General features: G+C 73.5%; 26 protein-coding genes. 12 read left to right on the top strand and 14 right to left on the bottom strand.

Annotation, left to right across the window (positions count from 1 at the left end; translation table 11 throughout):
* The first annotated feature begins 48 nt into the window (after window positions 1-48).
* The 3 genes from EKG83_RS01830 to EKG83_RS01820 all read left to right on the top strand — a co-directional run bounded on the left by EKG83_RS01830 (window position 49) and on the right by EKG83_RS01820 (window position 3,640).
* Window positions 49-1,098 carry a LacI family DNA-binding transcriptional regulator gene (locus EKG83_RS01830; protein WP_051766239.1) on the top strand — a complete coding sequence of 350 codons (1,050 nt, stop codon included), beginning with the start codon at window positions 49-51 and terminating at the stop codon, window positions 1,096-1,098.
* Window positions 1,099-1,205: 107 nt separating this feature from the next.
* Complete coding sequence (locus EKG83_RS01825; RefSeq protein ID WP_084716648.1) at window positions 1,206-2,309, top strand: LacI family DNA-binding transcriptional regulator; 1,104 nt, start codon at window positions 1,206-1,208, stop codon at window positions 2,307-2,309.
* A 317-nt stretch (window positions 2,310-2,626) separates the two neighbouring features.
* A complete protein-coding gene (locus tag EKG83_RS01820; RefSeq protein WP_033432338.1) occupies window positions 2,627-3,640 on the top strand; it encodes an LLM class flavin-dependent oxidoreductase in 1,014 nt (337 codons plus the stop codon).
* A 156-nt stretch (window positions 3,641-3,796) separates the two neighbouring features.
* Here EKG83_RS01820 and EKG83_RS01815 read toward each other — a convergent pair whose 3' ends face one another.
* Window positions 3,797-4,438 carry a hypothetical protein gene (locus EKG83_RS01815; RefSeq protein ID WP_033432339.1) on the bottom strand — a complete coding sequence of 214 codons (642 nt, stop codon included), beginning with the start codon at window positions 4,436-4,438 and terminating at the stop codon, window positions 3,797-3,799.
* 162 nt (window positions 4,439-4,600) lie between these two features.
* Between EKG83_RS01815 and EKG83_RS01810 the strand changes: the two genes are divergently transcribed.
* From EKG83_RS01810 to EKG83_RS01800, 3 genes are read left to right on the top strand one after another with little or no spacing between them, the layout of a single operon-like run.
* Window positions 4,601-5,092 carry a beta-class carbonic anhydrase gene (locus tag EKG83_RS01810; protein ID WP_033432340.1) on the top strand — a complete coding sequence of 164 codons (492 nt, stop codon included), beginning with the start codon at window positions 4,601-4,603 and terminating at the stop codon, window positions 5,090-5,092.
* Between the two features lie 27 nt (window positions 5,093-5,119).
* Window positions 5,120-6,019, top strand: a complete 900-nt coding sequence (locus tag EKG83_RS01805; protein ID WP_033432341.1) for an HhH-GPD family protein — start codon at window positions 5,120-5,122, stop codon at window positions 6,017-6,019.
* A gap of 2 nt (window positions 6,020-6,021) precedes the next feature.
* Window positions 6,022-6,519 (top strand): 2'-5' RNA ligase family protein, encoded by a 498-nt coding sequence (locus tag EKG83_RS01800; RefSeq protein ID WP_033432342.1) that lies wholly within the window; start codon window positions 6,022-6,024, stop codon window positions 6,517-6,519.
* Here EKG83_RS01800 and EKG83_RS01795 read toward each other — a convergent pair.
* Window positions 6,468-7,214 carry an alpha/beta fold hydrolase gene (locus tag EKG83_RS01795; protein WP_153277837.1) on the bottom strand — a complete coding sequence of 249 codons (747 nt, stop codon included), beginning with the start codon at window positions 7,212-7,214 and terminating at the stop codon, window positions 6,468-6,470. The genes EKG83_RS01800 and EKG83_RS01795 overlap by 52 nt on opposite strands.
* 17 nt (window positions 7,215-7,231) lie before the next feature.
* On the opposite strand from EKG83_RS01795, the gene EKG83_RS01790 reads away from it, so the two are divergent.
* The 3 genes from EKG83_RS01790 (at window position 7,232) to EKG83_RS01780 (ending at window position 9,984) form a co-directional block, all read left to right on the top strand.
* Window positions 7,232-8,716 (top strand): M1 family metallopeptidase, encoded by a 1,485-nt coding sequence (locus EKG83_RS01790; RefSeq protein WP_033432343.1) that lies wholly within the window; start codon window positions 7,232-7,234, stop codon window positions 8,714-8,716.
* Between the two features lie 142 nt (window positions 8,717-8,858).
* A complete protein-coding gene (locus EKG83_RS01785; RefSeq protein ID WP_033432344.1) occupies window positions 8,859-9,170 on the top strand; it encodes an antibiotic biosynthesis monooxygenase family protein in 312 nt (103 codons plus the stop codon).
* A 46-nt stretch (window positions 9,171-9,216) separates the two neighbouring features.
* On the top strand, window positions 9,217-9,984 hold the full coding sequence (locus EKG83_RS01780; protein WP_033432385.1) for an SIR2 family NAD-dependent protein deacylase: 768 nt from the start codon (window positions 9,217-9,219) through the stop codon (window positions 9,982-9,984).
* On the opposite strand, the gene EKG83_RS01775 is transcribed toward EKG83_RS01780, so the two are convergent.
* Window positions 9,956-10,927, bottom strand: a complete 972-nt coding sequence (locus EKG83_RS01775) for an endonuclease/exonuclease/phosphatase family protein (RefSeq protein WP_051766234.1) — start codon at window positions 10,925-10,927, stop codon at window positions 9,956-9,958. The genes EKG83_RS01780 and EKG83_RS01775 overlap by 29 nt on opposite strands.
* A gap of 18 nt (window positions 10,928-10,945) precedes the next feature.
* On the opposite strand from EKG83_RS01775, the gene pcp reads away from it, so the two are divergent.
* Window positions 10,946-11,575 (top strand): pyroglutamyl-peptidase I, encoded by a 630-nt coding sequence (gene pcp / locus EKG83_RS01770; RefSeq protein ID WP_033432345.1) that lies wholly within the window; start codon window positions 10,946-10,948, stop codon window positions 11,573-11,575.
* Window positions 11,576-11,710: 135 nt separating this feature from the next.
* Here the strand turns inward: pcp and EKG83_RS01765 are convergent, their stop codons facing one another.
* Complete coding sequence (locus tag EKG83_RS01765) at window positions 11,711-14,266, bottom strand: ATP-dependent Clp protease ATP-binding subunit (protein WP_033432346.1); 2,556 nt, start codon at window positions 14,264-14,266, stop codon at window positions 11,711-11,713.
* Window positions 14,267-14,602: 336 nt separating this feature from the next.
* Between EKG83_RS01765 and EKG83_RS01760 the strand changes: the two genes are divergently transcribed.
* Window positions 14,603-15,409 (top strand): (2Fe-2S)-binding protein, encoded by an 807-nt coding sequence (locus EKG83_RS01760; protein WP_084716659.1) that lies wholly within the window; start codon window positions 14,603-14,605, stop codon window positions 15,407-15,409.
* 15 nt (window positions 15,410-15,424) lie between these two features.
* On the opposite strand, the gene EKG83_RS01755 is transcribed toward EKG83_RS01760, so the two are convergent.
* From EKG83_RS01755 to lysS, 5 genes are all read right to left on the bottom strand, one after another.
* Window positions 15,425-16,228 (bottom strand): ABC transporter ATP-binding protein, encoded by an 804-nt coding sequence (locus tag EKG83_RS01755; protein ID WP_033432347.1) that lies wholly within the window; start codon window positions 16,226-16,228, stop codon window positions 15,425-15,427.
* On the bottom strand, window positions 16,225-17,274 hold the full coding sequence (locus EKG83_RS01750) for a FecCD family ABC transporter permease (RefSeq protein ID WP_033432348.1): 1,050 nt from the start codon (window positions 17,272-17,274) through the stop codon (window positions 16,225-16,227). Before EKG83_RS01750 ends, EKG83_RS01755 begins: the two co-directional genes overlap by 4 nt.
* A complete protein-coding gene (locus EKG83_RS01745; protein ID WP_228122476.1) occupies window positions 17,271-18,260 on the bottom strand; it encodes a FecCD family ABC transporter permease in 990 nt (329 codons plus the stop codon). The genes EKG83_RS01750 and EKG83_RS01745 overlap by 4 nt, the downstream gene beginning before the upstream one ends.
* A gap of 272 nt (window positions 18,261-18,532) precedes the next feature.
* Window positions 18,533-18,880 (bottom strand): histone-like nucleoid-structuring protein Lsr2, encoded by a 348-nt coding sequence (locus tag EKG83_RS01740; protein ID WP_033432350.1) that lies wholly within the window; start codon window positions 18,878-18,880, stop codon window positions 18,533-18,535.
* Between the two features lie 116 nt (window positions 18,881-18,996).
* Complete coding sequence (gene lysS, locus EKG83_RS01735; protein WP_033432351.1) at window positions 18,997-20,508, bottom strand: lysine--tRNA ligase; 1,512 nt, start codon at window positions 20,506-20,508, stop codon at window positions 18,997-18,999.
* A 63-nt stretch (window positions 20,509-20,571) separates the two neighbouring features.
* Between lysS and EKG83_RS01730 the strand changes: the two genes are divergently transcribed.
* Entirely contained in the window at window positions 20,572-21,327 is a 756-nt protein-coding gene (locus EKG83_RS01730) for a class I SAM-dependent methyltransferase (RefSeq protein WP_033432352.1), read from the top strand.
* Between the two features lie 4 nt (window positions 21,328-21,331).
* Here the strand turns inward: EKG83_RS01730 and EKG83_RS01725 are convergent, their stop codons facing one another.
* The 5 genes from EKG83_RS01725 to EKG83_RS01705 all read right to left on the bottom strand — a co-directional run bounded on the left by EKG83_RS01725 (window position 21,332) and on the right by EKG83_RS01705 (window position 25,603).
* On the bottom strand, window positions 21,332-22,117 hold the full coding sequence (locus tag EKG83_RS01725) for a type III pantothenate kinase (RefSeq protein WP_033432353.1): 786 nt from the start codon (window positions 22,115-22,117) through the stop codon (window positions 21,332-21,334).
* Window positions 22,118-22,127: 10 nt separating this feature from the next.
* Complete coding sequence (gene panD, locus EKG83_RS01720) at window positions 22,128-22,595, bottom strand: aspartate 1-decarboxylase (protein WP_033432354.1); 468 nt, start codon at window positions 22,593-22,595, stop codon at window positions 22,128-22,130.
* 11 nt (window positions 22,596-22,606) lie between these two features.
* The gene (gene panC, locus EKG83_RS01715) at window positions 22,607-23,497 is read right to left on the bottom strand and encodes a pantoate--beta-alanine ligase (RefSeq protein ID WP_033432355.1); all 891 of its coding nucleotides are present in this window, start codon (window positions 23,495-23,497) and stop codon (window positions 22,607-22,609) included.
* 6 nt (window positions 23,498-23,503) lie between these two features.
* A complete protein-coding gene (locus EKG83_RS01710; RefSeq protein WP_033432356.1) occupies window positions 23,504-24,388 on the bottom strand; it encodes a Rossmann-like and DUF2520 domain-containing protein in 885 nt (294 codons plus the stop codon).
* A gap of 90 nt (window positions 24,389-24,478) precedes the next feature.
* A complete protein-coding gene (locus EKG83_RS01705) occupies window positions 24,479-25,603 on the bottom strand; it encodes a PrsW family intramembrane metalloprotease (protein WP_033432388.1) in 1,125 nt (374 codons plus the stop codon).
* Window positions 25,604-25,654 lie beyond the last annotated feature (51 nt).

The following is a 25,654-nucleotide window of genomic DNA, read 5'->3' as shown; positions in this document are numbered from 1 at the left end:
GCTGGCGGCAGGCTGCACGTCACCCACAAACCCACGTGAGGAGGCATGGTGTCCGGTCTGTCCGAGATCGCCAGGGCAGCCGGGGTGAGCATCTCGACGGTCAGCCGGGTGCTCAACCGCCGGGCGGGCGTGAACGACGAAACGCGCCAGCGCGTGCTCGCCGTGCTCGCCGAGATGCCCTACACACCGCGGGGCCTGGGCGCGCTCCAGCGGACCGGCGTGATCGGGCTGCTGGTGCCGGAGCTGTCGAACCCGGTGTTCCCGGCGTTCGCCGAGGCGCTGGAGGTGCGCGCGGCGCGGCTGGGCTACTCGTCGCTGCTGTGCAACACGCGCGCCACCGGCGCGGCCGCGATGGGCGAGGAGGAGTACGTGCGGATGCTCCTGGCCCGCGGCGTCGAGGGCATGGTGTTCGTGTCGCCGGAGATCACCAACGTCGAGGTGCCGCTCGGCCAGGCGCCGCGGCCGTCGTACTACGCGAAGCTGCTGGCCGACGGCGTGCACATGGTGTTCCTCAACGGGGCCACGCCGTCGCTGGACGTGCCGGACGTGACCGTGGACGAGCAGCACGCGGGCTACGCGGCCACGCGGCACCTGGTGGAGCTGGGGCACCGGCGGATCGGGTTCGTGTCCGGCCCGGCGCGGTCGCTGCCGTCGCGGCTCAAGCGCGCCGGGTGGGCGGCGGCGCTGGAGGAGGACGGCCTGCCCGCGTCGTCGGACTTCGTCGCGCACGCGCCGTTCGGGCCGGAGGGCGGCGCGGCGGCGGTGGCCGCGCTGCTGGACACGGTGCGGCCGACCGCGGTGATCTGCTCGTCGGACCACATGGCCATCGGCGTGCTGCGCGAGGCGCACCGGCGCGGCCTGCGGGTGCCGGGCGACCTGTCCGTGGTGGGCTTCGACGACATCCCGCTGGCGTCGTACTGCTCGCCGTCGCTGACCACCCTGGCGCAGCCGATCGAGGAGATGGCGGCGGCCGCCGTGGACGAGCTGGTACACCGGCTCGACCCCGACCGGCGGCGCCGGCCCGCGGGCAACTACACGCGCGTGTTCCGACCGCGGCTGGTGGTGCGCGAGTCGTCCGCGGCACCCGCATTGGTTTAGACCAATGTACTTCGAGGTAACGTAGTTCTACCTGCGAAGACAGTAAATTTGAGGGACGCCCGTCACCCCCACTTCTGTAATTGGTTCTGAACCGTTACGGTCACTTCATGGCGCGGTCGATGCATGTGCGACGCCCCGCGACGCTCGCCTCACTGGCGGCGGAGCTGGGTGTTTCCCGGACAACGGTGTCCAACGCGTACAACCGTCCCGACCAGCTCTCGCCGGAGCTGCGACGCCGGGTGTTGGAGACAGCGAGACGACTCGGCTACCCGGGGCCCGACCCGGTGGCCCGATCACTGCGGACGCGCAAGGCCGGTGCGGTGGGCCTGCTGCTCACCGAGAACCTGTCGTACGCGTTCCGGGACCCCGCGGCGATCGGGTTCCTGGAGGGCCTGGCGCTCGCGTGCGAGGACGCCGGGCAGGGGCTGCTGCTCGTGCCCGCGAACCCCGAGCGCGAGGACGTGGCCGCGGTGCACCGGGCGGGGGTGGACGGCTTCGTCGTCTACTCGGTGCCCGACGACGACCCGCACCTGGCCGCCGTGCTGGAGCGCCCCGTGCCGACGGTGGTGTGCGACCAGCCGGACCTCGACAACGTCGACCGCGTGGGCATCGACGACCAGGCGGCGATGCACTCGCTGGCGCAGCACCTGATCGCGCTGGGGCACCGCCGGGTCGGCGTGGTGTGCATGCGGCTGGCGCGCGACCGCAACGACGGCTTCGTGACGCGCGAGCGGCGGGAGTCGGCGCACTTCCACGTGCAGCGGTCGCGCCTGGCCGGTCTGGCGCAGGCGTTCGCCGCCGTGGGCGTCGACTGGAGCGCGGTGCCCGTGGTGGAGCGCTTCGACCACACCATCGCCTCCGGCGCCTCGGCCGCCGCCCAGGTGCTGGACAGCGACCCGCAGATCACCGCGCTCATCTGCACCTCGGACATCCTGGCGCTCGGCGCGATGGGCGAGGCCGAGCGGCGGGGGCTGCGCGTGCCGCACGACCTGACCGTCACCGGGTTCGACGGGATCCGCGAGGCCGAGCAGGCGGGCCTGACCACGGTGCGGCAGCCGGTGCTGGAGAAGGGGCGGGCGGCGGGCAAGCTGCTGCTGGACTCGGCCGAGCGCTCCCGGCCCCGCTCGGTCACCCTGGCCACCGAACTGGTGCACGGCTCGACCGCCGCGCCCCCTCGCGGGACGGCGGAGGAGCGCTGGTTCGGGCCCTGATCCGGTGGGTCGCTGATCCGGCCGGGCCCTGATCCGGCCGGGCCCTGATCCGGCCGGTCGGCCACCTGCGCCGGCCCGCCGATCGGCCACCGGGCAGCGGGCCGGTGGCCAACCGGCCGGCTGACAGGCCGTCGCACACCCGATCGCTTCGCGGGGGTCCCCGCCGGGGGACCCCTGCCGCGCGCGGACCGGTTCGCCCGGCTTGCGGAACCCGCCGGTCGTTCCTCGCGGGCGCGTGGGGAGCGCCGGCCCCCGCGGGGTCACCCGACGGGGTCCCACCACGTGGACCACGCCCGGACGACGACCACAATCGGGGTATGCCGCTCCCCTCCCAGCCCCTGCGCAAGCTCGGCTTCCTCACCATCGGCCTGTTCGACGAGCAGGACCCCCGCCGCGGGCACGAGTCGACGCTGGACATCATCGAACTGGGCGAGCGGCTGGGCTTCGACAGCGCCTGGCTGCGGCACCGGCACCTCCAGTTCGGCATCTCCTCCCCCGTCGCCGTCCTGGCCGCGGCCACGCAGCGCACCGAACGCATCGAGCTGGGCACCGCCGTCACCCCGCTGGGCTGGGAGAACCCGCTGCGCCTCGCCGAGGACCTGGCCACGGTCGACGTCCTGTCGGGCGGTCGGCTGAACCCGGGGGTGAGCGTCGGCCAGCCGATTCACTACGAACGGGTGAAAAACGCCCTCTACCCGGACACCGCGGACGTCGAGGACTTCAGCCACCGGCGGGTCGAGCGCCTGCTGGGCGCCCTGGCGGGCGAGCCCGTCAGCGACTTCGAGGGCACCGAGGGCATCGAGGTCTACTCCCGTCGCGTCCAACCGCACTCGCCGGGGCTGCGCGGGCGCACCTGGTACGGCGCGGGCAGCCTCGCCTCGGCCCGGTGGGCGGGCGAGCGGCGGATGAACCTGCTGCTCAGCAGCGTGGTCAAGAGCGAGGGGCGGGACGAGGGGTTCGCGGAGATCCAGCGGTCGCTCGTCACCGCGTTCCGGGCGGCCCACCCGGACGGCGAGCGGGCCCGGGTCTCGCAGGGGCTGGTCGTCATCCCGACCGACGGCGCGACGCCGGAGCAGCGCGCCAGGTACGAGGCTTACGCGGCCGCGCGCCTGCCGCGCACCGCCACGCCGCAGGGGCCGGCCGGGCTGCTGTTCGCGCCCGACCTCGTCGGCACGTCGGACGAGATCGCCGCGCGCCTGTACGACCACGCCGCGTTCCGCGAGGTCGACGAGGCCGTCTTCGCGCTGCCCTTCACCTTCGGGCACGAGGACTACGCGCAGATCCTCACCGACATCGCCACGAAGCTCGGTCCCGCCCTGGGGTGGTCCTAGCCGGAACCGGCCCCGACCGGAACCGGACCTGCCCGGAGCCAGCCGGGCCCGAACCAGCCCCGGCCCGAAACCGGACCTGACCCGAGCCGGACCTGACCGGAACCGGTCCTGGCCCGAACCAGACCTGGCCCGAACCAGACCTGGCCCGAACCGGACCTACCCCAGCCGGAACACCACGGGGTCGCTCTCCCGCCCCGCCACCCGCGCCACGACCAGGTAGTCGCCCGGCCCCAGCGCCCGCCGGGCCGCGCACCCCGGTTCGGACGTCGTGCCCGGCCAGCGCAGGCCGTAGTGGAAGCGCTCGCCCGGGCGCAGCACCCGCACCTCCGAGCCCTCGGTGGCGTGGCAGTCGTTGCTCGACCACAGCCGGGTGCCGCCGTCGGCGGTGGTGACCACCAGCTCGCGCACGTGCCGCCCGATGTCCTTCGTGCACGGGAACGGGCCGGTGTTGGACACCGCGATGCCCATGCCCACCTCCTCGCCCACCGCGGCCGCCGGCTTGTCGATCACGGCGGCCACGCCGAGCTGGGCGTCCTCGCACGGCGCCGGCGGTCCGGGCGGTGGCGTGGGCTGCGCGGGGGACGCCGGGGACGAGGTGGGGGACGAAGTGGCCGCCGGCGTGCCCGCCGGCGCGGGCGGGGTCGAGGTCACGGCCCGCGGTGCGACGGGCTCACCGTCACCGAGCAGCGCGGCGGACAGCCAGACGAGGCCGAGGAGCGCGACCGCCGCGGCGCCGACGGCCAGCGCGCGGCGCCGCCAGTACACCCACGGCGGGAGCGGGCCCGTTGGCTCGATCACCGGACGAACGTAACCGGACGAGGTGGAATATCCGGGCAGGCGTCGGTCCCCCGATGCGGTGAACGTGATGTCCGCCCGATCCGCTTGCCGGCATCCGGGACCCGCGTTCCAATCCCAGGGACGACCCCGGGGCCTCGGCCCCCAGCACACGGGAGGTGCGCGGTGACCGCCATCGACGAACTGCTCAGCCGGAACGCCGAGATCGGCAACATCGTCCCCGGCGACCGCTCGTCGCCGCGGCCGTCGCTGAAGGTGGCGATCCTGACCTGCATGGACTCCCGCATCCGGGTGTTCGAGATCTTCGGCCTCAAGCAGGGCGAGGCGCACGTGCTGCGCAACGCGGGCGGCGTCGTCACCGACGACGCGATCCGCTCCCTCGCGCTCAGCCAGCGCAAGCTGGGCACCGAGGAGATCCTGCTGGTGCACCACACCAACTGCGGCCTGGAGCTGGTCACCGAGGACGGGTTCAAGGACGAGCTGGAGCAGGACACCGGCCTGCGGCCCACCTGGTCGGTGGAGGCGTTCCGCGAGGTCAAGGACAGCGTGCGCGGCTCGGTGAACCGCGTCCGGCAGAGCCCGTTCCTGATCCACAAGGACCGGGTGCGCGGCTTCGTCTACGACGTGCACACCGGTGAGCTGACCGAGGTCGTCTAACCCGTTCGTGGAACACTGGTCGGCGTTATGAGCCTGGACGCCGACCTCCTCCTCGACTGGTTCGCCGACACCGCGCGCGACCTGCCCTGGCGCCGGCCCGAGTGCACCGCCTGGGGCGTGCTGGTCAGCGAGATCATGCTCCAGCAGACCCCGGTCGCCCGGGTCGAGCCGATCTGGCGCGAGTGGCTGGACCGCTGGCCCACGCCCTCCGCCATGGCCGCGGCCACGCAGGGCGAGGTGCTGCGCGCCTGGGGCAAGCTCGGCTACCCCAGGCGTGCGCTGCGGCTGCACGCCGCCGCGCAGGCCATCGCCGGGCAGCACGGCGACGTGGTGCCCGACGACGTGGACACGCTGCTCGCCCTGCCCGGCATCGGCGCCTACACCGCCCGCGCGGTCGCCGCCTTCGCCTACGGCAAGCGGTGCCCGGTGGTCGACACGAACGTGCGACGCGTGGTCGCCCGCGCGGTGCACGGCGCGGGCGACGCGGGCCCGCCGTCGACGACCAGGGACCTGCGCGACGTCGAGGTGCTGCTGCCCGACGACCGGGCCGCGGTGTACTCGGCGGCCCTGATGGAGCTGGGCGCCCTGGTGTGCACCGCCCGCGCGCCCCGGTGCGCCGACTGCCCGGTGTTCGCCGACTGCGCCTGGCAGCGCAACGGCCGCCCCGCCTACGACGGCCCGGCCAAGGCGGTGCAGAAGTTCGCGGGCACCGACCGCCAGGTGCGCGGCCTGCTGCTCGACGTCCTGCGCGGCACCACCGGCCCGGTCGCCAAGTCCAGGCTCGACCTGGTCTGGTCGGACGCGGGCCAGCGGGACCGGTGCCTGCACTCGCTGCTGGTGGACGGCCTGGTCGAGCAGACCGCCGACGGCCTGTTCGCCCTGCCCGGGGAGCACTCGCCGGTGGAGCACTCGCCGGTGGGGCGCTGACCGTGCACCTGCTCGTGGTGTTCTTCGACGACGAGGCCGACCGGGCGATCCGCGCGCTGCGCCGCCGGGTCGGCGCCGAGCACGACCTGCCGCCCCACCTGACCTGGGCCGCGGCGAGCACCATCGGCCCGAGGGTGCGCGACGAGCTGCGCGAGGACCTGTCCCGGCTCTGGCTGCCCGACCTGTGGCTGCACTCGCTCGCCGCCACCGACCGCACCCTCCAGCTCGGCGCCGTGGTCGACGGCGAGCTGCTGGCCGTGCACTCGGCCGTGCACGACGTGCTGGCCGGGCGCGTGAAGCACCCCGCCGCCCAGTACCTGCCCGGCAGCTGGACGCCCCACTGCCCCCTGCTCACCGGCGAGGACGACGAGGTCAGGGCCGCGTTCGCCCGGCTGCACCCGGTCACGCCGATCCGGGCCGAGGCGCGGCGCGTGTGCGTGGTGGACACTCAGACCGGCGCGATCGACCCGCTCAGGAACGCCTCCACCGCGCCCCGGTAGACCTCCGGCGCCTCGTCGTGCACCACGTGCCCGGACTCGGGCACCACCAGGTGGTGCCCCGAGCACCTGCGGGCGACCTCGGCCATCTGCCCGGCGGGCAGCACGCCCCGCCCGGCCTCCACCACCAGCACCGGGCACCGGATCGCGTCCACGAGGTCCCAGTACGCCCGCTCGCCCCACTCCGCGGCGATCTCGTAGAGGTCGCCCAGGTCGGCGATCAGGTGCCAGCCGTCGGCGCGCTCCTCGAACAGCTCCTCCACCCGCGGCACGTCCACCACCGACCGCACGTGCGCCAGGGACTGGAACGGCACCGGCCACGCGTCGAAGTACCAGCGCCAGTCGTCGACCGACCGGCCCCGGTTGTCCGGCACCACGTCCTCCGCCACGACGCCGCGCACCAGGTCCGGCCGCAGCGCGGCGAGCCCCCACGCGTGCAGGCCGCCCATGGAGTGCCCGATCGCCACCACCGGCCCGAGGTCCAGCCGCTCGACCACCGACGCCGCGTCGGCGACGAAGTCCTCGGTGCGGAACGGCCCGCGCCGCGGGTTCCGGCCGTGCCCGCGGGCGTCGTAGGCGACCACCCGGCCGTAGGGCCGGAGCCACTGCGCGACCGTCCACCAGGTGCTCGCCCGGCTCATCAGGCCGTGCAGCAGCAGGATCCCCGGTCCCGATCCCCCGAACTCGACCACGCTCATGCGTGCATCATGTCGACATGGCCATCAGCCCCAAGGCGCGCCCGTACCTGCTCGTGCTCACCCTGGTGCTGGTGGTCGCCGGGATCGTCGTGGCCGAGATGCCGCACGAGCGACAGGCGGCCCCGACGACCACCGGCGCGACGCCGGGCGCGCCCACGCCGCCGGTCGCCGGCCGCGACGGCGGTGCGGGCGCGGGCGACCCGTACTACCCGGAGGACGGCAACACCGGCTACGACGTCCTCGCCTACGACGTCGACGTCGAGTACGACCCGGCCACCCGGCGGCTGGAGGGCGTCGCGACGGTCACCGCCCGGGCCACCGCCGACCTCGACCGGTTCAACCTCGACCTCTACCGGCTCCAAGTCACCGGCGTGGACGTGCGGGGCCAGGCCGCGGACCACCACCAGGAAGGCGACCACGAACTGGTGATCGTGCCCCCGTCCCCGCTGGTCGGCGGCGAGGAGTTCACCACGACCGTGCGGTACGGCGGCGAGCCGACCGTCGTGGAGGACCGGGCCCTGGGGCGCAGCGGCTGGCAGGTCTCCCGGGGCGGCGGCGCGTTCGCCGCCGGCGAGCCGCACTCGGCCACCACCTGGTTCCCGGCCAACGACACCCCGCGCGACAAGGCGACGTTCGCGCTGACCGCGCGCGTGCCCGAGGGCTGGTCGGTGATGTCCAACGGCCTGCTGGAGCGGGACCCCGTCACCACCGGCGGCCGGACCGAGTTCCGCTGGGTCGCCCGGGACCCCATGGCCACCTACCTGACCACCATCGCCATCGACAGGTGGACGGTCGAGCGCTCCACCCTGCCCGACGGCACGCCGGTCGTCGACGCCTACGCGCCCGGCGCCGAGAACGCCCGCGCCCACCAGCGGCGGCTGCCGGAGGTCCTGGCGTTCCTGGCGGAGGAGTTCGGCCCGTACCCGTTCGAGGCCGCGGGCGGCATCTTCCTGGCCGACGAGATCGGGTTCTCGCTGGAGACCCAGACCAGGCCGGTCTACGCCGGGTGGGCGGACCTGGAGACCGTGGTGCACGAGAACGCGCACCAGTGGTTCGGCGACTCGGTGTCGCTGGAGAGCTGGGCCGACATCTGCCTGAACGAGTGCTTCGCCAGCTACGCCCAGTGGCTGTGGGACGAGGCGAAGGAGGGCGGCGACCTCGACGCCCGCTACCTCGGCGAGCTGGAGCGGGTCGGCGACCGCGACTCGTACTGGGGCCGCAGGCTCTACGACATGGGCCGCGGCAACGAGTTCCGCGGCGTGTACGACAAGGGGCAGCTCGCCCTGCACGCCCTGCGCCGCCAGATCGGCGACGAGGACTTCGACGAGGTGCTGAAGGGCTGGATCGCCGGGCACCGCGGCGGCAACGCGTCCTGGCCGGAGTTCGAGGCCCACGTGGAGCGGGTCTCGGGGCAGGACCTGGACGGCTTCTTCGCGGCCTGGTTCCGCGGGGACGGGGTGCCGGCCGACGAGTACCTGTACCCGGGCTCCCTGCGGCGCTGAAGGACCGACCACCGGCACGGGCCAGGTCACGCGCCCGGGTGCGTGACCGGGTGCGTGCTCGGGTGCGTGCTCGGGTGCGTGCTCGGCGGCCGGGCGGCCCGCCACGAGACGGAACCCCCCTCGGGCCAGTAACGTCGTCGGCATGGCGGTTGTGAAGATCAACGCGATCCACGTCCCCGACGGCTCCGGCCCGGAGCTGGAGAAGCGGTTCGCCGCGCGGCTCGGTGCGGTCGACTCCCAACCCGGCTTCCTCGGCTTCCAGCTGCTCCGGCCGGTCAAGGGCGACACCCGGTACTTCGTGGTGACCCAGTGGGAGACCGAGGAGGACTTCCGGAACTGGCTGGGCGGCAGCGGCAGGGAGGCGCACTCGGGCGAGCGCGCCAAGCCCGTGGGCACCGGCTCCGACCTGCTGGAGTTCGAGGTCGTGCTCAGCTCCCGGCCCAAGGGTGACTGACACCCTCGACCTGGAGGCGGCCACGGCCCTGGACCGGGCCGCGGCCATGATCGGCGAGGCCGGCGCCGTGCTGGTGTGCGCCGGCGCCGGCATGGGCGTGGACTCGGGCCTGCCGGACTTCCGCGGCACCAGCGGCTTCTGGCGCGCCTACCCGCCCTACCGGCGGCTGGGCCTGCGCTTCGAGGAGCTGGCCGACCCGGTCCACTTCGCCGGGGACCCGGCGCTGGCCTGGGGCTTCTACGGCCACCGCCTGGAGCTGTACCGGCGCACCGAGCCGCACGGGGGCTTCGCCGTCCTCAAGCGCTGGGGCGCCCGCGTGTTCACCTCGAACGTCGACGGCCAGTTCCAGCGCGCGGGCCTCGCCGACGTGGCCGAGGTCCACGGCTCGATCCACCACCTCCAGTGCACCCGGCCGTGCACCGACGACACCTGGCCCGCCGACGACGTCCGGGTCACCGTCGACCCGGCCACCATGCGGGCCGTCGGCGACCTGCCTGCCTGCCCCCGCTGCGGCGACCTGGCCAGGCCGAACATCCTCATGTTCGGCGACCGGCACTGGGTGCCGCACCGCTCGCGGCAGGCCCTGGACGCCCTGGCCGAGTGGCGCCGCGCGGCCCGCGACCTGGTCGTCGTCGAGATCGGCGCCGGCACGGCCGTGCCCGCGGTGCGCCGCCAGGCCGAGCTGGCCTCCGCCGCCACCGGCAGGCTCGTCCGGATCAACCCGCGCGAGCCCGGGATCAGGCACGGCCGCGGCGTGTCCCTGGCCATGGGCGCGGCGCGGGCCCTCACCGAGCTGGCAGGACGAACCGGGTGACGACCGCCCGGTGGTCCGACCCGGGCACGTCGACGACGTCGAAGGTCTCCACCGGGCACCGGTTGTCCACCAGGACGTGGTCGAGGGCGACCGGCGGCGGCCACAGCGCGCCCGCCGGCCAGGTGGGCGCCAGCCCGGCCCCGACCTGGTCGGCCGCGTCGACGTAGCCGTGGTTCAGCAGCCGCCGCAGCGCCACGTGGTCCAGGGTCGCGTTGAAGTCGCCGGCGAGCACCCGCACCGGCCCGTTGAGGTCCCGCTCCGGCAGCCCGGCCATCTCCCGCTGCCAGGTCTCCGGCCCGTCGGGCACCACGGGCGGCAGCGGGTGCACGGACAGCACCTCGACGTCGTCGCCGGGCAGGTCCACCAGGGCCGCCGCCTGCCGCAGCGTGCCGGGCGGCGTCAGCTCCCGGGGCGCCAGCGGGTAGCGGGACGCGATGCCCGACCCGGAGCCGCCCGGCTCGGCCAGGAAGTGCCGGTGGGGCAGCACCGCCGCCAGCCCGGCCCGGTCCAGGTCGCGCACCATCGCGGGCGTCAGCTCCTGCACGGCCAGCACGTCGACGCGGTACCGGCGCACCGCCGCCACCAGGGCCTCCGCGTCGGCCCTGCCGACCAGCAGGTTCGACGACATGACCACCACCTCGCGCCCCACGGCCACCGGCCGCGGGTCGGGGAAGGCCCGCGGCGCCACCGCCGCCACCAGGACCATCGCCAGCAGCAGCGTCACGGTGCCCACCGCCCACCGGCGCAGCAGCAGCGCGAGCGCGCCCAGCAGGACGCCGGCGGCGGTGAAGTAGGGCGTCAGCGCGGTCGTGGCCACCATGTGGCGCGTGCCGTCCACGCCGAGCAACCGCGTGAACCCGGCGAGCACGAACGCGGTCGCGGCCACCACCAGCAGGAACGTCGTCCCCTTGCGCCTGGAGCGGCGTTCACCGACTTCGACCACGACATCTAGTCTGCCCGAGTGGAGGTTTTGCTGACGGGCTTCGAACCGTTCGACGGGCAGCGCACCAACCCGTCGTGGGACGCGGCGCTGGCCGTGCGGCCGGACGGGTACGCGTTGACCACCCTGCGACTGCCGTGCGTGTTCGACAAGTCGCTGGAGATGCTGCGCGCGGCCCTGGACGAGCGCCGGTACGACGTGGTGGTGGCGGTCGGCCAGGCCGGTGGGCGGGCGGGTGTCACCCCGGAGCGCGTGGCCGTCAACCTCGACGACGCCCGCATCCCCGACAACGCGGGCAACCAGCCGGTGGACGTCCCGGTCGTCCCCGGCGGCCCGGCGGCGTACTTCACCGGCCTGCCGGTCAAAGCCTGCACCGCCGCGCTGACCGGGGCGGGCATCCCGGCGGCTGTTTCGCACACGGCGGGGACCTTCGTGTGCAACCACGTGTTCTACGGGCTGATGCACCTGGTCGCGACGTCGCACCCGGGGTTGCGGGCCGGGTTCGTGCACGTGCCCTTCGCGCCGGAGCAGGTGGCGGACGACACGCCGAGCCTGCCGGTGGAGACCACGGCCAGGGCGCTGGAACTGGTCATCCGGACCAGCCTCGACACCGCCGTCGACCTGCCGGTGACCGGCGGCACGCTGCACTGAGGACCCGGTGAACGACCAGCGCCCCTCCGGGACGGACCCGGAGGGGCGCTGGTCGACTCGGTCGTGCTCGAAACCCCGTCCTGGCCACCCCGGGTCGCGGTCAGGCGACCCGGGAGGCCGGCCGGGCGAGGCGGGTCAGGCGGACTCGGCGTCCGACTCCCCGCCGTCGCCACCGGAGGACGCCAGGTCGACCGGCGGCGCGTCCGGCACCCGCAGCGGCTTGGACTCGCCGCGGAAGACGAAGTGCGCCTTGTCGTCCGACTCGGACTCGCCGTCCCAGCCCTCGACGTCGGTGATGATGATCTGGCCGGGCTGGATCTCCCCGAACAGGATCTTCTCCGACAGCTGGTCCTCGATCTCCCGCTGGATCGTCCGGCGCAGCGGCCGCGCGCCCAGCACGGGGTCGAACCCGCGCTTGGCCAGCAGCTTCTTCGCCCGGTCGGTGAGCTCGATCGCCATGTCCTTGTTCTTCAACTGCTGCTCGACGCGGGCGATCATCAGGTCCACCATCTTGATGATCTCGTCCTGCGTGAGCTGGTGGAAGACGATGATGTCGTCGATGCGGTTGAGGAACTCGGGCCGGAAGTGCTTCTTCAGCTCGTCGTTGACCTTGTTCTTCATGCGCTCGTAGTTGGACGCGGTGTCCTGACCCGAGGTGAAGCCCAGCCCGACGGCCTTGGAGATGTCCGACGTGCCCAGGTTCGAGGTGAAGATGATGACGGTGTTCTTGAAGTCCACCGTCCGGCCCTGACCGTCGGTCAGGCGGCCGTCCTCCAGCACCTGGAGCAGCGTGTTGTAGACCTCCTGGTGGGCCTTCTCGATCTCGTCGAACAGCACCACCGAGAACGGCTTGCGGCGCACCTTCTCGGTGAGCTGGCCGCCCTCCTCGTAGCCGACGTAGCCGGGAGGGGCACCGAACAGCCGCGACGCGGTGTACCGGTCGTGGAACTCGCCCATGTCGATCTGGATGAGCGCGTCGTCCTCGCCGAACAGGAAGTTCGCCAGCGCCTTGGACAGCTCGGTCTTGCCGACACCGGACGGGCCGGCGAAGATGAACGAGCCGGAGGGGCGCTTGGGGTCCTTCAGGCCGGCGCGGGTGCGGCGGATCGCCTGCGACACGGCCTTGACCGCGTCGACCTGGCCGATGATCCGCTTGTGCAGCTCGTCCTCCATGCGGAGCAGACGCGTGGTCTCCTCCTCGGTGAGCTTGAACACCGGGATGCCGGTCCAGTTCGCCAGCACCTCGGCGATCTGCTCGTCGTCCACCTCGGCGACGACGTCGAGGTCGCCGTCCTTCCACTGCTTCTCCCGCTCGGCCTTCTGGCCCAGCAGCTGCTTCTCCTGGTCGCGCAGCTTCGCCGCCCGCTCGAAGTCCTGCGCGTCGATCGCGGACTCCTTGTCCCGGCGCACGTCGGCGATCTTCTCGTCGAACTCGCGCAGGTCCGGCGGCGCGGTCATCCGGCGGATGCGCATCCGCGCGCCCGCCTCGTCGATCAGGTCGATCGCCTTGTCCGGCAGGTACCGGTCGTTGATGTACCGGTCCGCCAGGGTCGCCGCGGCCACCAGCGCGGAGTCGGTGATCGAGACGCGGTGGTGCGCCTCGTACCGGTCGCGCAGACCCTTGAGGATCTCGATGGTGTGCTCCAGCGACGGCTCGCCGACCTGGATCGGCTGGAAGCGGCGCTCCAGCGCGGGGTCCTTCTCGACGTACTTGCGGTACTCGTCGAGCGTCGTCGCGCCGATGGTCTGCAGCTCGCCGCGGGCCAGCATCGGCTTGAGGATCGACGCCGCATCGATCGCGCCCTCGGCGGCACCCGCACCCACGAGGGTGTGGATCTCGTCGATGAACAGGATGATGTCACCGCGGGTGCGGATCTCCTTGAGCACCTTCTTCAGGCGCTCCTCGAAGTCACCGCGGTAGCGCGAGCCCGCCACCAGCGACCCGAGGTCGAGGGTGTAGAGCTGCTTGTCCTTCAGCGTCTCGGGCACCTCGCCCTTGACGACCATCTGCGCCAGGCCCTCGACGACGGCGGTCTTGCCCACGCCGGGCTCGCCGATCAGGACCGGGTTGTTCTTGGTGCGGCGGGACAGCACCTGCATGACCCGCTCGATCTCCTTGGTGCGCCCGATCACCGGGTCCAGCTTGCCCTCCCGCGCGGACGCGGTCAGGTTGCGCCCGAACTGGTCGAGCACCAGGGACGACGACGGGGTGCCCTCACCGCGGCCACCGGACTCGGCCGGCTCCTTGCCACCCGAGTAGCCCGACAGCAGCTGCAGCACCTGCTGGCGCACGCGGTTCAGGTCGGCACCCAGCTTGACCAGCACCTGGGCCGCCACGCCCTCACCCTCGCGGATGAGGCCCAGCAGGATGTGCTCGGTACCGATGTAGTTGTGGCCGAGCTGCAGCGCCTCGCGCAGCGAGAGCTCCAGCACCTTCTTGGCGCGCGGGGTGAAGGGGATGTGGCCGGACGGGGCCTGCTGGCCCTGGCCGATGATCTCCTCGACCTGCTGGCGGACGCCCTCCAGCGCGATCCCCAACGACTCCAGCGCCTTGGCGGCGACACCTTCACCCTCGTGGATCAACCCCAGGAGGATGTGCTCGGTGCCGATGTAGTTGTGGTTGAGCATCCGGGCCTCTTCCTGGGCCAGGACAACCACCCGCCTCGCGCGGTCGGTGAACCTTTCGAACATTCGCACTCCCTGACTGCTGCGCCGGCGGTCCTCGGGCTCACCACTGGCAGACCGTGGAGAGCGCGGCACCGTGGGACCACTGTAGTCGTCAGTCCCGACACTCTCAGTTCCCGCACGCGTGCAGTCGTCTTCGGGGATCTCTGACATCGGTACCAACGCGTGATCTGCCTGGGAGATTCCACGGATCGGACGGTGTCCGCTGAGCGCGAACATTCCACCGTTCGGCGTGCCCGAAGTGACCGGCGTCACCACGAAGGCGTAAGTTAGGTTTACCTGGGTAAGGTTAGGCAAGCCTGAACGACCCCAGTAGGACCCGGACCCCGAGGACCTGTGGACATGACCGTACCGGCGAGGGTGACCGCGCGCGACGCCACGACGACGCCCGTGGCCGACTCCCTGACCAGGGCCGCGGGCCTGACCGAGGGCTTCGAGGTGCGCTTCGGCCTCCCGGCCGACCGGTCGGGGTGGACCACCTGCGCGGAGTTCACCGACGAGCCCGAGCGGTTCGACGCGTGGCGCAAGGCGCTGGCCGAGTGGCTGCGCGAGCAGTACGGCGAGGCGCCCGACCGCACCACGGCCGGGTACGTGATGAGCTGGTACCTCAACGTCGTCGGCCTGATGGGCGGCGTGCTGTTCCACACCGCCCGGCGGGTGCCGTCGCTTCGGCCTTCCGACCTGGCGATCAGGGTCGCCGACGACGGCCGGCCGCACACCACCGGCGTGGCGCTGCTCGCCGACGAGTTCGCGTGCCTGCCCGACGACCCCGAGAACGACCACCCGGACGCCACGGTGGTCGCCGACGAGCACGCCCTGGCCGCGGTCCTGCGGGCCCGGTTCGCGGCGCACGCCGCGGCGTTCGTCGGCGCGTTCGGCTCGACGGTCCGGCTGGGCCGCCGGATGCTGTGGGCGGCGGCGACGGACGCGCTGGACACCGCCGCGTGGACCGCGGGCCAGCTGTGCGGCGACGAGACCGCGGGCGTGGTGGACTCGACGCTGCTGCTGCCGGCGAAGCTGGAGCCGTTCACCTCGGCCTCCACCCTGCGGGCCACCGGGACCGGCTGGACGCGGCGCCGGGAGAGCTGCTGCTTCCACTTCGCGCTGCCGGGCGCCGCGGCCTGCGCCACCTGCCCCCGCGTCTGCTAGACCGGGCCGACCGCGTCAGCGGTGCCGGTGCCCGATCGGCACCACCAGCGGCGTGCCCGCGACCGGGTCGACGACCACGCGCGCCTCCAGGCCGAACACCTCCAGCAGGTTCGCCTCGGTCAGCACCTCGTCCGGCCGGCCGGCCACCACGACCTCGCCGGCCCGCATCGCCACCAGCCGGTCCGCGTACCGCGCGGCCAGGTTCAGGTCGTGCAGCACCATCACCACGGTCCGCCCGAACTCGGCGTTCAACCGCTGCACCAGGTCCAGCACGTCGACCTGGTGGGCCAGGTCCAGGTAGGTGGTGGGCTCGTCGAGCAGCAGCAGGTCGGTGCCCTGGGCCAGCGCCATCGAGATCCACGCCCGCTGCCGCTGCCCGCCGGACAGCTCGTCCACGGCCCGGTCGGCGAACTCCGCCATGCCGGTCATGCCCAGCGCCTCGGCCACCGCCTCCTCGTCCTCCGCCGACCACTGCCGGTACCAGGACTGGTGCGGGTGCCTGCCGCGCGCCACCAGGTCGGCCACGGTCAGCCCCTCGGGCGCCTGCGGCGACTGGGGCAGCACCGCCAGCACCCTGGCCACCTCGCGGGTGGGCGTGCGGTCGATCCGCCTGCCGTCGAGCAGGACGGCGCCCGACCGCGCGGGCAGCAGCCGCCCGAGGGCCCGCAGCAGGGTGGACTTGCCGCACCCGTTGGGCCCGATCACCGCGGTCACCGAACCGGACATCACGTCCAGGTCGAGCCCGGACACCACCAGCCGCTCGCCGTAGCCGACCGACAGCGACTCGGCGCGGAGCCGAACAGCGGAACCAGCGGTCATGCGCGGGCCTCCCGGCGAGTGCGGACGAGCAGGTACATGAGGTAGGGCGCGCCGAGCACCGCGGTCACCACGCCGACCGGCAGCTCGACCCCGCCGAACGCGGTCCGCGACACCAGGTCCGACACCGCCACCAGCAGCCCGCCGACCACGGCCGACCCCAGCAGCGGCGGCGTGGCCGTGCCGGCCAGGCGCAGCGCGACCTGCGGCGCCGCCAGGGCCACGAACGCCACCGGCCCGGCCGCGGCCGTGGCCACCGCCGCCAGCACGACCGCCAGCAGCAGCAACGCCCCCCGCGCGCCGTTGAGCCGCACGCCCAGGCCGCGCGCGGTGTCGTCGTCGAACTGCAACGCGCCCAGCAGCCGGGTCCCCGACAGCGCCGCGGGCAGCAGCACCGCCAGGGCCAGCCCCACCGGCACGGCGTGCTCCCAGCCGCGCCCGTTCAGGCTGCCGGTCAGCCACACCACCGCCCGCGCCGCGTCGGTCACGTCGCCGACGGTCAGCAGGTACTGGGTGAGGTTGACCGCCACCGCGGACACGCCGATGCCGACCAGCACCAGCCGGAAGCCCTCGACGCCGCGCCGCCACGCCAGCCCGTGCACCAGCAGCCCGGCCAGCAGCCCGCCGGCCAGGGCGGCCGCGGGCACCGCGACGCCCGCCACCGCGCCGCCGACCGCGCCGAACGACCCGGCGAAGGTGATCACGGTGACCGCGCCCGCGCCGGCGCCCCAGGTCACGCCCAGCACGTCCGGGCTGGCCAGCGGGTTGCGCGCGATCGCCTGGCACACCGCGCCCGCCACCCCGAGCGCGGCGCCGACGAGCACCCCGGTCAGCACCCTGGGCAGGCGCAGGTCGAGCACCACGAACCGCTGCCCGCGCGTCCCGCCGCCGAGCAGCACGTCCAGGACCTGCCCGAGCCCCAGCGGCACGTCGCCGAGCCCGACCGCCACCCCGGCGACCAGCGCCAGCAGGGCCGCCCCCGCGACCACCAGCACCAGCGGCCGCCACCGCAGCCGCCCGGACACCGCTCCGACCCGCACCGCGGTCACAGCCGCACCGGCTTCCGCCGCCGCACCAGGGCGATGAACACCGGCGCGCCGACCAGCGCCATCACGATGCCCACCGGCAGCTCACCGGGCCGCGCCACCACCCGGCCCACCACGTCGGCCGCCAGCAGCACCGCCGCGCCCAGCACCGCGGCGAACGGCAGCAGCCACCGGTGGTCGGGCCCGGACAGCGCCCGCGCCAGGTGCGGCACGACCAGCCCGACGAACGCGATCGGCCCGCACGCCGCCACCGAGCCGCCCACCAGCAGCGTGATCGCCACCAGCCCCACCACCCGGGTCGCCGCCACGCGGTGCCCGAGCGAGCGCGCCACGTCGTCGCCCAGCGCCAGGGCGTTGAGCCCGGTCGCGTTGAACGCGGCCAGCGCCAGCCCCAGCAGCAGGAACGGCAGCAGTTGCCACAGCACCACCGGCTCGCGCCCGGCGATGCCGCCGAGCTGCCAGAACCGGAACGCGTCCAGGCCCTGCCGGTCCAGCAGCACCAGCGCGGACACCAGCCCGTTCATCAGCGCGGACACCGCCGCGCCCGCCAGCGCCAGGGTCACCGGCGTCGGCCCGGACGGCCCCGAGCCGAGCAGGAACACCACCACGCCGGCCGCCAGCGCGCCGGCGAACGCGAACCACACGTACCCGCGGACGTCCGCGACGCCCAGGGCGGAGATCGACAGCACCACCGCGAACGAGGCGCCCTGCGTGACGCCGAGGATGCCGGGGTCGGCCAGCGGGTTGCGGGTGTGGCCCTGCATCAGCGCGCCGCCGACGCCCAGGGCCGCGCCGACCACCAGGCCGAACAGGGTGCGCGGCACCCGCAGGCCGCGCACGACCAGGTCGTCCTCGGTGCCGGTCGGCGCGGTCAGCGCCTTCCACACCCCGTCCGGCGGGATGTCCCGGGCGCCGAGGGCGATGCTCGCCAGCACCACCGCGAGCAGCAGGCCGAGCAGCAGCGACAGGCGCGCGGCGCGGAGGCCCAAGGTGCTCCTCCTCACCGTCCGGACCGGGTGAGGCAAGCCTAACCGAACACGATCGGGTGATCCCCGGCGCACGGGACGTGTCGAGCGCCACGACCAATCGAGACGAAGGGACTGCGAAGAGAAGATCACCACTACGGGGAACGGACCAACAAATGGATCTTCACGGCCGCACGGGCGGTCGGTCCGAAAAAACAACCAAGGGGCGCCGGAATCCCCGGCGCCCCTTCGTCGATTGGCGTAATTGCGTGGCGTGCGCCACGCGCCCGCCGCCGTCAGCCCTGCTGGTGGTACGCCTCCAGCACCTCGGCCGGGATGCGCCCGCGGTCGGACACCTTCATCCCCTGCTTGCGGGCCCACTCCCGAATGGCCTGGTTCTGCTCCCGGTCGGCCGAGGCCGGACGGGCCGCCTTCACGCCGGCGGGCCGACCGGGACCGCGCTTGCGACCACCGGCCTTGCGCGCGCTGGCGACGAAGTCGGCGAGGGCGTCGCGAAGCCTGGACGCATTGCCCGCAGAAAGGTCGATCTCGTAGGACACGCCGTCCAAACCGAAACCGACCGTCTCCTCGGCCTTCCCACCGTCCAGGTCATCGACCAGGGTCACGGTGACCTTCTGCGCCATGCGTATCCTCCTGGACTCGAATGCGCGGTGTGCTCCCCGACCGCGACCTAAAGCATTGGCGAGTGCAGGTTAGCGCACAAGTAGCGGAATGCGCCGCCCGGAGTCCGAGAAGTTACTCATTCCGGGCGCACGAGGGGGAACAGGATCGTCTCCCGGATACCGAGACCGGTGAGCGCCATCAGGAGCCGGTCGATGCCCATTCCGACCCCACCGCTCGGTGGCATTCCGTACTCCAGCGATCGCAGAAAGTCTTCGTCGACCGGCATGGCCTCGGCGTCCCCGGTCGCGGCAAGGCGCGCCTGGGCTTCCAAGCGCTCCCGCTCCACCACCGGGTCCACCAGTTCGGAGTATCCCGTGGCCAACTCGAAACCGCGCACGTAGAGGTCCCACTTTTCGGCCACACCCGGACGGGTGCGGTGCTGCCGGGTGAGCGGGGAGGTCTCGACCGGGAAATCGCGCACAAAGGTCGGCGCGTGCAGGCCGTGGCCCACCAGGTGCTCCCACAGCTCCTCGACCAGCTTGCCGTGGCCCAGCTTGGGGTCCGGCTCCAGGCCGGACTTCTCGGCGAGCTTGCGCAGCGCCTCGGCGGAGGTCTCGGGCGTGACCTCCTCGCCGGCCGCCGCGGACAGCGAGTCGTACATGCTCAGCGTGGTCCACTCGCCGCCGAGGTCGTACTCCTCGCCGTCGGCCAGCGTCACCACGTGCGAGCCGGCCACCGCCAGCGCGGCCTCCTGCACCAGCTCCCGGGTCAGCACCGCGTTGGTGTCGTAGGTGGCGTACGCCTCGTAGTACTCCAACATGGAGAACTCCGGCGAATGGGACGAGTCCATGCCCTCGTTGCGGAAGTTGCGGTTGATCTCGAAGACCTTCTCGATACCGCCGACCACGCACCGCTTCAGGTACAGCTCCGGCGCGATGCGCAGGAACAGGTCGATGTCCAGGGCGTTGGAGTGCGTCACGAACGGGCGGGCGGTCGCGCCGCCCTGCAACGTCTGCAACATCGGGGTCTCGACTTCGACGAAACCGCGCCGGTGGAACGACTCCCGCAAGGACCGGACCACGGCGGCCCGGTTGCGCACCGTGTTCCTGGCCTGCTCGCGCACGATCAGGTCCACGTAGCGCTGCCGAATGCGGGTTTCCTCGGCGAGTTCCTTGTGCGCGACCGGGAGCGGGCGCAGCGCCTTCGCGGCCAACCGCCACTCGCCGGCCAGCACGGACAGTTCGCCGCGCCGGGACGTGATGACCTCGCCGCGCACGAATACGTGGTCGCCCAAGTCGACGTCGGACTTCCATTCGGCCAGGGCGGTCTCGCCGACGCCGTCCAGGCTCAGCATCGCCTGGAGTTCGGTGCCGTCGCCCTCGCGCAGCGTCGCGAAGCACAGCTTGCCGGTGTTGCGGATGAACATGACCCGGCCGGTCACGCCCACCACGTCCCCGGTCCTCGTGTCGGGCTCCAGCCCCTGGTGGGCCTCGCGCACCTCGCGCAGCGTGTGCGTGCGGGGCACTTCGACCGGGTAGGGGTCGACGCCGCGCTCCAGCAGCCGCGCCCGCTTCTCGCGGCGCACCCGCATCTGCTCGGGGAGGTCGTCGTCGCTGGTCGCGGAAGGGGTCGCCGGCTGTTCGCTCACGGGGAGCAAGGGTACGGAAGAACCCCCGGGGCGATCGAACCGGATCTCGCTAGGCTCGGGTCGATGACGGGAGACGACTTGCGCGCCCGGCGGGCGAACTCCTTCGGAGCGCACGCCGCGGCCTACGCCGAACACCGACCCGACTACCCCGCCACCGCGGTCCGGTGGGCCCTGGCACCGCTGGGACCCGGCCGCCGCGAGGTGCTGGACCTGGCCGCCGGCACCGGCAAGCTGACCGGCGTCCTGGTCGCCGAGGGCCACCACGTCACCGCGGTCGAGCCGGACGAGGGGATGCTCGCCGAGCTGGTGCGCCGGCACGGCGCGGTGCGCGCGCTGCCCGGCAGCGCCGAGCGCATCCCCCTGCCCGACGGCAGCGTGGACGCCGTGCTGGTGGGGCAGGCTTTCCACTGGTTCGACCCGCCGCGCGCCCTGCCGGAGATCGCCCGCGTGCTGCGGCCCGGCGGCGTGCTGGCCGCCCTGTGGAACGACGACGACCTGTCGGTGCCGTGGGTCGCGGAGTTCAAGGAGGCGTCCGGGTCCAGCGCCCGCGCGCGGGACCTGGACCTCGACTGGCTGCCCGACCACGGGCTGTTCGCCGACCGGGCGGAGGAGACCTTCCGGCACTCCCACCGGCGCACCGCCGAGTCCCTGGTGGCCACCCTCAACACCCACTCGCACCTGCTGGTGGTCCCGGCGGAGGAGCGCGAGGAGGTCAACGCCCGGATGCTCGCGTTCCTCCGGTCCCGGCCGGAGACGCGGGGCGAGTTCGACCTGCCCCTGCTCACCTACGTCGTGCGGGCGCTCCGGGCGACCGCCTGACGCCTCAGCGCATGTTCCGCTCGAACACCAGGCGCAGCCCCAGCAGCGTCAGGTCCGGCACGTGCCCCTGGATGGTGGCGGACTCGCCCACCACCAGGGGCGCGAGGCCGCCGGTGGCGATGACCGTCACCGGGCCCGGGTCGCTCGACTGGAGCTCGGCCACGATCCGCCGCACCAGGCCGTCGACCTGGCCGACGAACCCGTAGACGATGCCGGACTGCAGGCACTCCACGGTGTTCTTGCCGATCACCGACCGGGGCCGCACCAGCTCCACCTTGCGCAGCTGCGCGGCGCGCGCGGCCAGCGCGTCCACCGAGATCTCGATGCCCGGCGCCAGCGCGCCGCCCAGGAACTCGCCCCTGGCCGAGATCACGTCCAGGTTCGTGGACGTGCCGAAGTCCACCACCACGCACGCGGTGCTGTGCAGGTGGTGCGCGGCCAGCGTGTTGATCACCCGGTCGGAGCCGACCTCCTTGGGGTTGTCCACCAGCAGCGGCACGCCGGTGCGCACGCCCGGCTCGACCAGCACCTTCGGCACGGACGAGTAGTAGCGGCCCAGCATCACGCGCAGCTCGCGCAGCACCGCGGGCACGGTGGACAGCGCCGAGATGCCGGTGATCTTGTCCGCGTACTCGCCGAGCAGGCCGCGCATGGTCAGCGCCAGCTCGTCGGCGGTCATCCGGGCGTCGGTGCGCATCCGCCAGTCGCGGACCAGCGCGGCCTTGTCCCCGGTGCCGTCGTACAGGCCCAGCACGATGTTGGTGTTGCCGACGTCGACGGCGAGCAGCACTCCGGTCCCCCTAGTTCTCGGCCTGGATCAGCGCGTCGAGCGCCGCCGCGTCCTCGGTCTCGGCCGGGACCGTCACCGCGCCGCTGAGCAGGCCGGAGCCCTCCGGGGCGTGCGCGGGGTCGGCGCCCAGCTCGACGACCTTGTTGCCGGCGTCGACGAAGACCACCTTCGGCCGGTACGAGCGCGCCTCGGCGTCGTCCATCTGGCCGTAGGCGATCAGGATGACCAGGTCGCCCGGCTTGACCAGGTGCGCGGCCGCGCCGTTGATGCCGATCACGCCGCTGCCGCGCTCGCCCGGGATGACGTAGGTCTCCAGGCGCGCGCCGTTGGTGACGTCCACGATCGCGACCTGCTCGCCCGCGAGCAGGTCGGCGGCCTCCATCAGGTCCTCGTCCACCGTGACCGAGCCGACGTAGTGCAGGTCGGCCTGCGTGACGGTGGCGCGGTGGATCTTCGACTTGAGCATGGTGCGGAACATCGCGGTCCCCCTCACTCGTCACCCGTGCCGAGCAGCACGGCGGCGTTGTCGATCAGTCGGGTCGAGCCGACCCGGGCGGCGACCAGCAGGCGGGCGTCGCCGTTGGCCGGGGCCGGCCCGAGGTCGGGCGCCCGCAGCTCCAGGTAGTCCAGCTCCACGCCGGGCTCGGCGGCGATGGTCTCGCGGGCGGTCTTCAGCACGGCCTCCGCGCCCTGCCCGCTGACGTGCGCGCCCGCCACCAGCGCGGCGGACAGCGCGGTGGCGGCGTGCCGCTCCGCCTCGGACAGGTAGCGGTTGCGCGAGGACAGCGCCAGGCCGTCGTGCTCGCGCACGGTGGGCACGCCCACCACGTCCAGCGGGAAGTCCAGGTCGCGCGCCATCCGGTGGATCAGCGTGAGCTGCTGGTAGTCCTTCTCGCCGAACACCGCGTAGGTGGGCTGCACGATGTTGAACAGCTTGGCCACCACGGTCAGCACGCCCGCGAAGTGGCCGGGTCGGCTCGCGCCCTCCAGCTCGTCGCCGAGCGGGCCCGGGTCGACGGTGACCGTGCCGCCCGGCGGGTACATGTCCTCCACCGACGGGGCGAACACCAGGCCGACGCGCTCCTCCCGGCAGATGTCCACATCGGACTCCAGGGTGCGCGGGTAGCGCTCGAAGTCCTCGCCCGGCCCGAACTGCTTGGGGTTGACGAAGATGGAGACGACGACCACGGTGTTCTGGAGCACGTGGGCCTCGCGGATGAGCTTGCGGTGGCCCTCGTGCAGGGCGCCCATCGTCGGCACCAGCGCGACGTTGCGGCCCGCGGCCCGCAGCGCCCTCGTGACGCGGTTCAGGCGCCGGGGGTCGTGGTGCACCGTGACGTCGCCCGGCTGGTAGTCGTCCTTGGTGAGCGGCTTGGTCATGCCTGGTCAGTCCTCGAGGGTGGTGCGGACGTCGGACGCCGGTCCGGGCTTGAGCAGCCCGGCGGCCTGAGCGCGCGCCGCGGTGCGGAGCGCGAGAACCCGGTAGGCGGGCAGGGTGTCGTGGTCGGCCAGCACGGCCAGGTGCCTGGCCACGGTGCCGGCGTCGCCGCGCGCCACCGGCCCGGTGAGCGCCCGGTCGCCGTGCCGCAGGGCGTTGTCCAGCGCGGCGGAGAGCAGGGGGCCCAGGACGCGCTCGGCGTTGCCGACGCCCGCCTCCCGCAGCAGGTCGGCGCAGTCGGCGACCAGCGTCATCAGGTGGTTGGCGCCGTGCGCCAGGGCGGCGTGGTAGAGCGGCCGGGCGGCCTCGGGCACGCGCACGGGCTCGGCGGACATCTCCACCACCAGCGCCTCGCCGACGTTCCAGGCGACCTCGTCGCCGTCGGCCGCGGTGACGCCGACCGAGCACGCGGCCATCCGCTGCACGTCCTCGGCGCGGCCGGTGAAGGTCATCACGGGGTGCAGCGCCACGCACAGCGCGCCCACCTCGGCGGCCGGCGCGAGCACCGCGGCGCCCAGCGCGCCGGAGGTGTGCACGACGATCTGGCCGGCGCGCAGCGAGCCGGTGGCGACCAGGCCCCGGAGCAGGCCGGGCAGCTCGTCGTCGGGCACGGCGAGCAGCACCAGGTCGGCCGAGGCGGCCACCTCGGGGGGCGGCAGCACCGGCGCGTCCGGCAGCAGTTCCTCGGCGCGGCGCCGCGACTCGCGCGACACGGCGGCGACGGCGCTCACGACGTGCCCCGCTCGGGACAGCGCGGCGCCCAGCACCGAACCCACCCGACCGGCCGAGATCACTCCCACGGCCAGCCGCGCGGGGCGGGGGGTCGCGTCCATGCGACGTAGCTCCTTAAGCGGCGTTCCAGTCCCTTTGCGCGGGTACCGGACGACGGCCGCGAGCGTAATCCGGTGCGTTGCCCACTGCCGTCAACTGCGACGAACACCACCCGCGGCCCTCAGCGCACCCGGCGCGTCCACGGCCGCCTGACGTGCGGCGACGAGGGCTTCGAGCAGTTTGGCGTGACGTTCGTCGGCGTTGGCGCCCGCGGTGCCCTGGGCCATCCGGTGCCGCAGGAACGCCAGCTCCGTGGCGGCCACCTGGTAGCCCGTGACGGCCCTGGCCGCCTGCTCGCCGACCTTGCGGCGGACCGCGCGCCGCCACCGGCGCCTGCCCTGGAGGCTGGCCAGCAGGGTGACCTCGCTGGAGGCGATCCAGCGGCGCGCGGCCATCTCCGGCAGCTGGGCGGCGACGACCCGCTGCTCCCGGCGGCGCTGCCAGACGACCAGCCAGACCATGCCCGCGAAGATCGGCACCATGATCAGGAAGTAGAGGTTGATGAAGGTGGAGCCGGTGCCCACCGTGGTGGAGAAGTTCCACAGCGAGTGCAGGCCGACCGCGGCCAGGTAGCCCAGCAGGGGCGCGGCGTAGCGCAGCCCGCGCCTGCCGGTCATCGCCGCGATGCCCACGCCGATGCCGGTCATCGAGGTGAACAGCGGGTGCGCGAACGGCGAGAGCACCCCGCGCAGCACGAACAGCGCGACCACGCCGCTGCTCAGGTCGCCGAACCCGCTGTCGGAGAACACGCGGGCGAAGTACCAGATGTTCTCGGTGAAGGCGAAGCCCGCGGCGGTGACGCCGGCGTAGACGATGCCGTCCACCACGCCGTCGAACTCCTGGCGGCGGCGCAGGAACACCGCGAGGATGAACGCCGCCTTCGCGGCCTCCTCCACCACCGGCGCGCCCACCACGGCGGCGAACGTGGCGCCGTCGCCGTTGATCAGCTCGCCGAGCACGTGCGCGGTCTGGTTGAACACCAGCGAGGTGATGGTCGCGCCGCACGCGCCCCAGGCGAAGGCCAGCAGCAGCACCTTCGCCGGCTCCGGTTCCCACCGGTCCACCCACAGGTAGGCGCCGAGCACCGCGACGACCGGGACCAGCGCGGCCAGCGCGCCGACCAGGATGGGCAGCAGGCCGACGCTGCTCGTGCCGAGGCCCAGCAGCACCAGGCCGGACACGCCCAGCGCGATCAGCCCGACGACCGGGAGGAGCACGGTCCAGCGGCGCTGCTCGACGCGCTTGCGGGCGGGAGTGGTCACGGGGGG

It is taken from the genome of Saccharothrix syringae (genome assembly GCF_009498035.1).
In the GTDB taxonomy this organism is placed as follows: domain Bacteria; phylum Actinomycetota; class Actinomycetes; order Mycobacteriales; family Pseudonocardiaceae; genus Actinosynnema; species Actinosynnema syringae.
The sequence above is the reverse complement of the archived record's forward strand: the minus strand, read 5'-3'. Positions and strand labels throughout refer to the sequence as shown.

Bases quoted from the DNA above. Each gene is read 5' to 3' on its own strand.
- EKG83_RS01795 (WP_153277837.1), bottom strand. From the start codon at position 7,214: ATGAGCGTGGTCGAGTTCGGGGGATCGGGACCGGGGATCCTGCTGCTG.
- EKG83_RS01740 (WP_033432350.1), bottom strand. From the start codon at position 18,880: ATGGCGCAGAAGGTCACCGTGACCCTGGTCGATGACCTGGACGGTGGG.
- EKG83_RS01710 (WP_033432356.1), bottom strand. From the start codon at position 24,388: ATGGACGCGACCCCCCGCCCCGCGCGGCTGGCCGTGGGAGTGATCTCG.
- panD (WP_033432354.1), bottom strand. From the start codon at position 22,595: ATGTTCCGCACCATGCTCAAGTCGAAGATCCACCGCGCCACCGTCACG.
- EKG83_RS01755 (WP_033432347.1), bottom strand. From the start codon at position 16,228: ATGACCGCTGGTTCCGCTGTTCGGCTCCGCGCCGAGTCGCTGTCGGTC.
- panC (WP_033432355.1), bottom strand. From the start codon at position 23,497: ATGACCAAGCCGCTCACCAAGGACGACTACCAGCCGGGCGACGTCACG.
- EKG83_RS01765 (WP_033432346.1), bottom strand. From the start codon at position 14,266: ATGTTCGAAAGGTTCACCGACCGCGCGAGGCGGGTGGTTGTCCTGGCC.
- EKG83_RS01760 (WP_084716659.1), top strand. From the start codon at position 14,603: ATGACCGTACCGGCGAGGGTGACCGCGCGCGACGCCACGACGACGCCC.
- EKG83_RS01805 (WP_033432341.1), top strand. From the start codon at position 5,120: ATGAGCCTGGACGCCGACCTCCTCCTCGACTGGTTCGCCGACACCGCG.
- EKG83_RS01780 (WP_033432385.1), top strand. From the start codon at position 9,217: ATGATCGGCGAGGCCGGCGCCGTGCTGGTGTGCGCCGGCGCCGGCATG.
- EKG83_RS01825 (WP_084716648.1), top strand. From the start codon at position 1,206: ATGGCGCGGTCGATGCATGTGCGACGCCCCGCGACGCTCGCCTCACTG.
- EKG83_RS01785 (WP_033432344.1), top strand. From the start codon at position 8,859: ATGGCGGTTGTGAAGATCAACGCGATCCACGTCCCCGACGGCTCCGGC.
- EKG83_RS01790 (WP_033432343.1), top strand. From the start codon at position 7,232: ATGGCCATCAGCCCCAAGGCGCGCCCGTACCTGCTCGTGCTCACCCTG.
- EKG83_RS01820 (WP_033432338.1), top strand. From the start codon at position 2,627: ATGCCGCTCCCCTCCCAGCCCCTGCGCAAGCTCGGCTTCCTCACCATC.
- EKG83_RS01730 (WP_033432352.1), top strand. From the start codon at position 20,572: ATGACGGGAGACGACTTGCGCGCCCGGCGGGCGAACTCCTTCGGAGCG.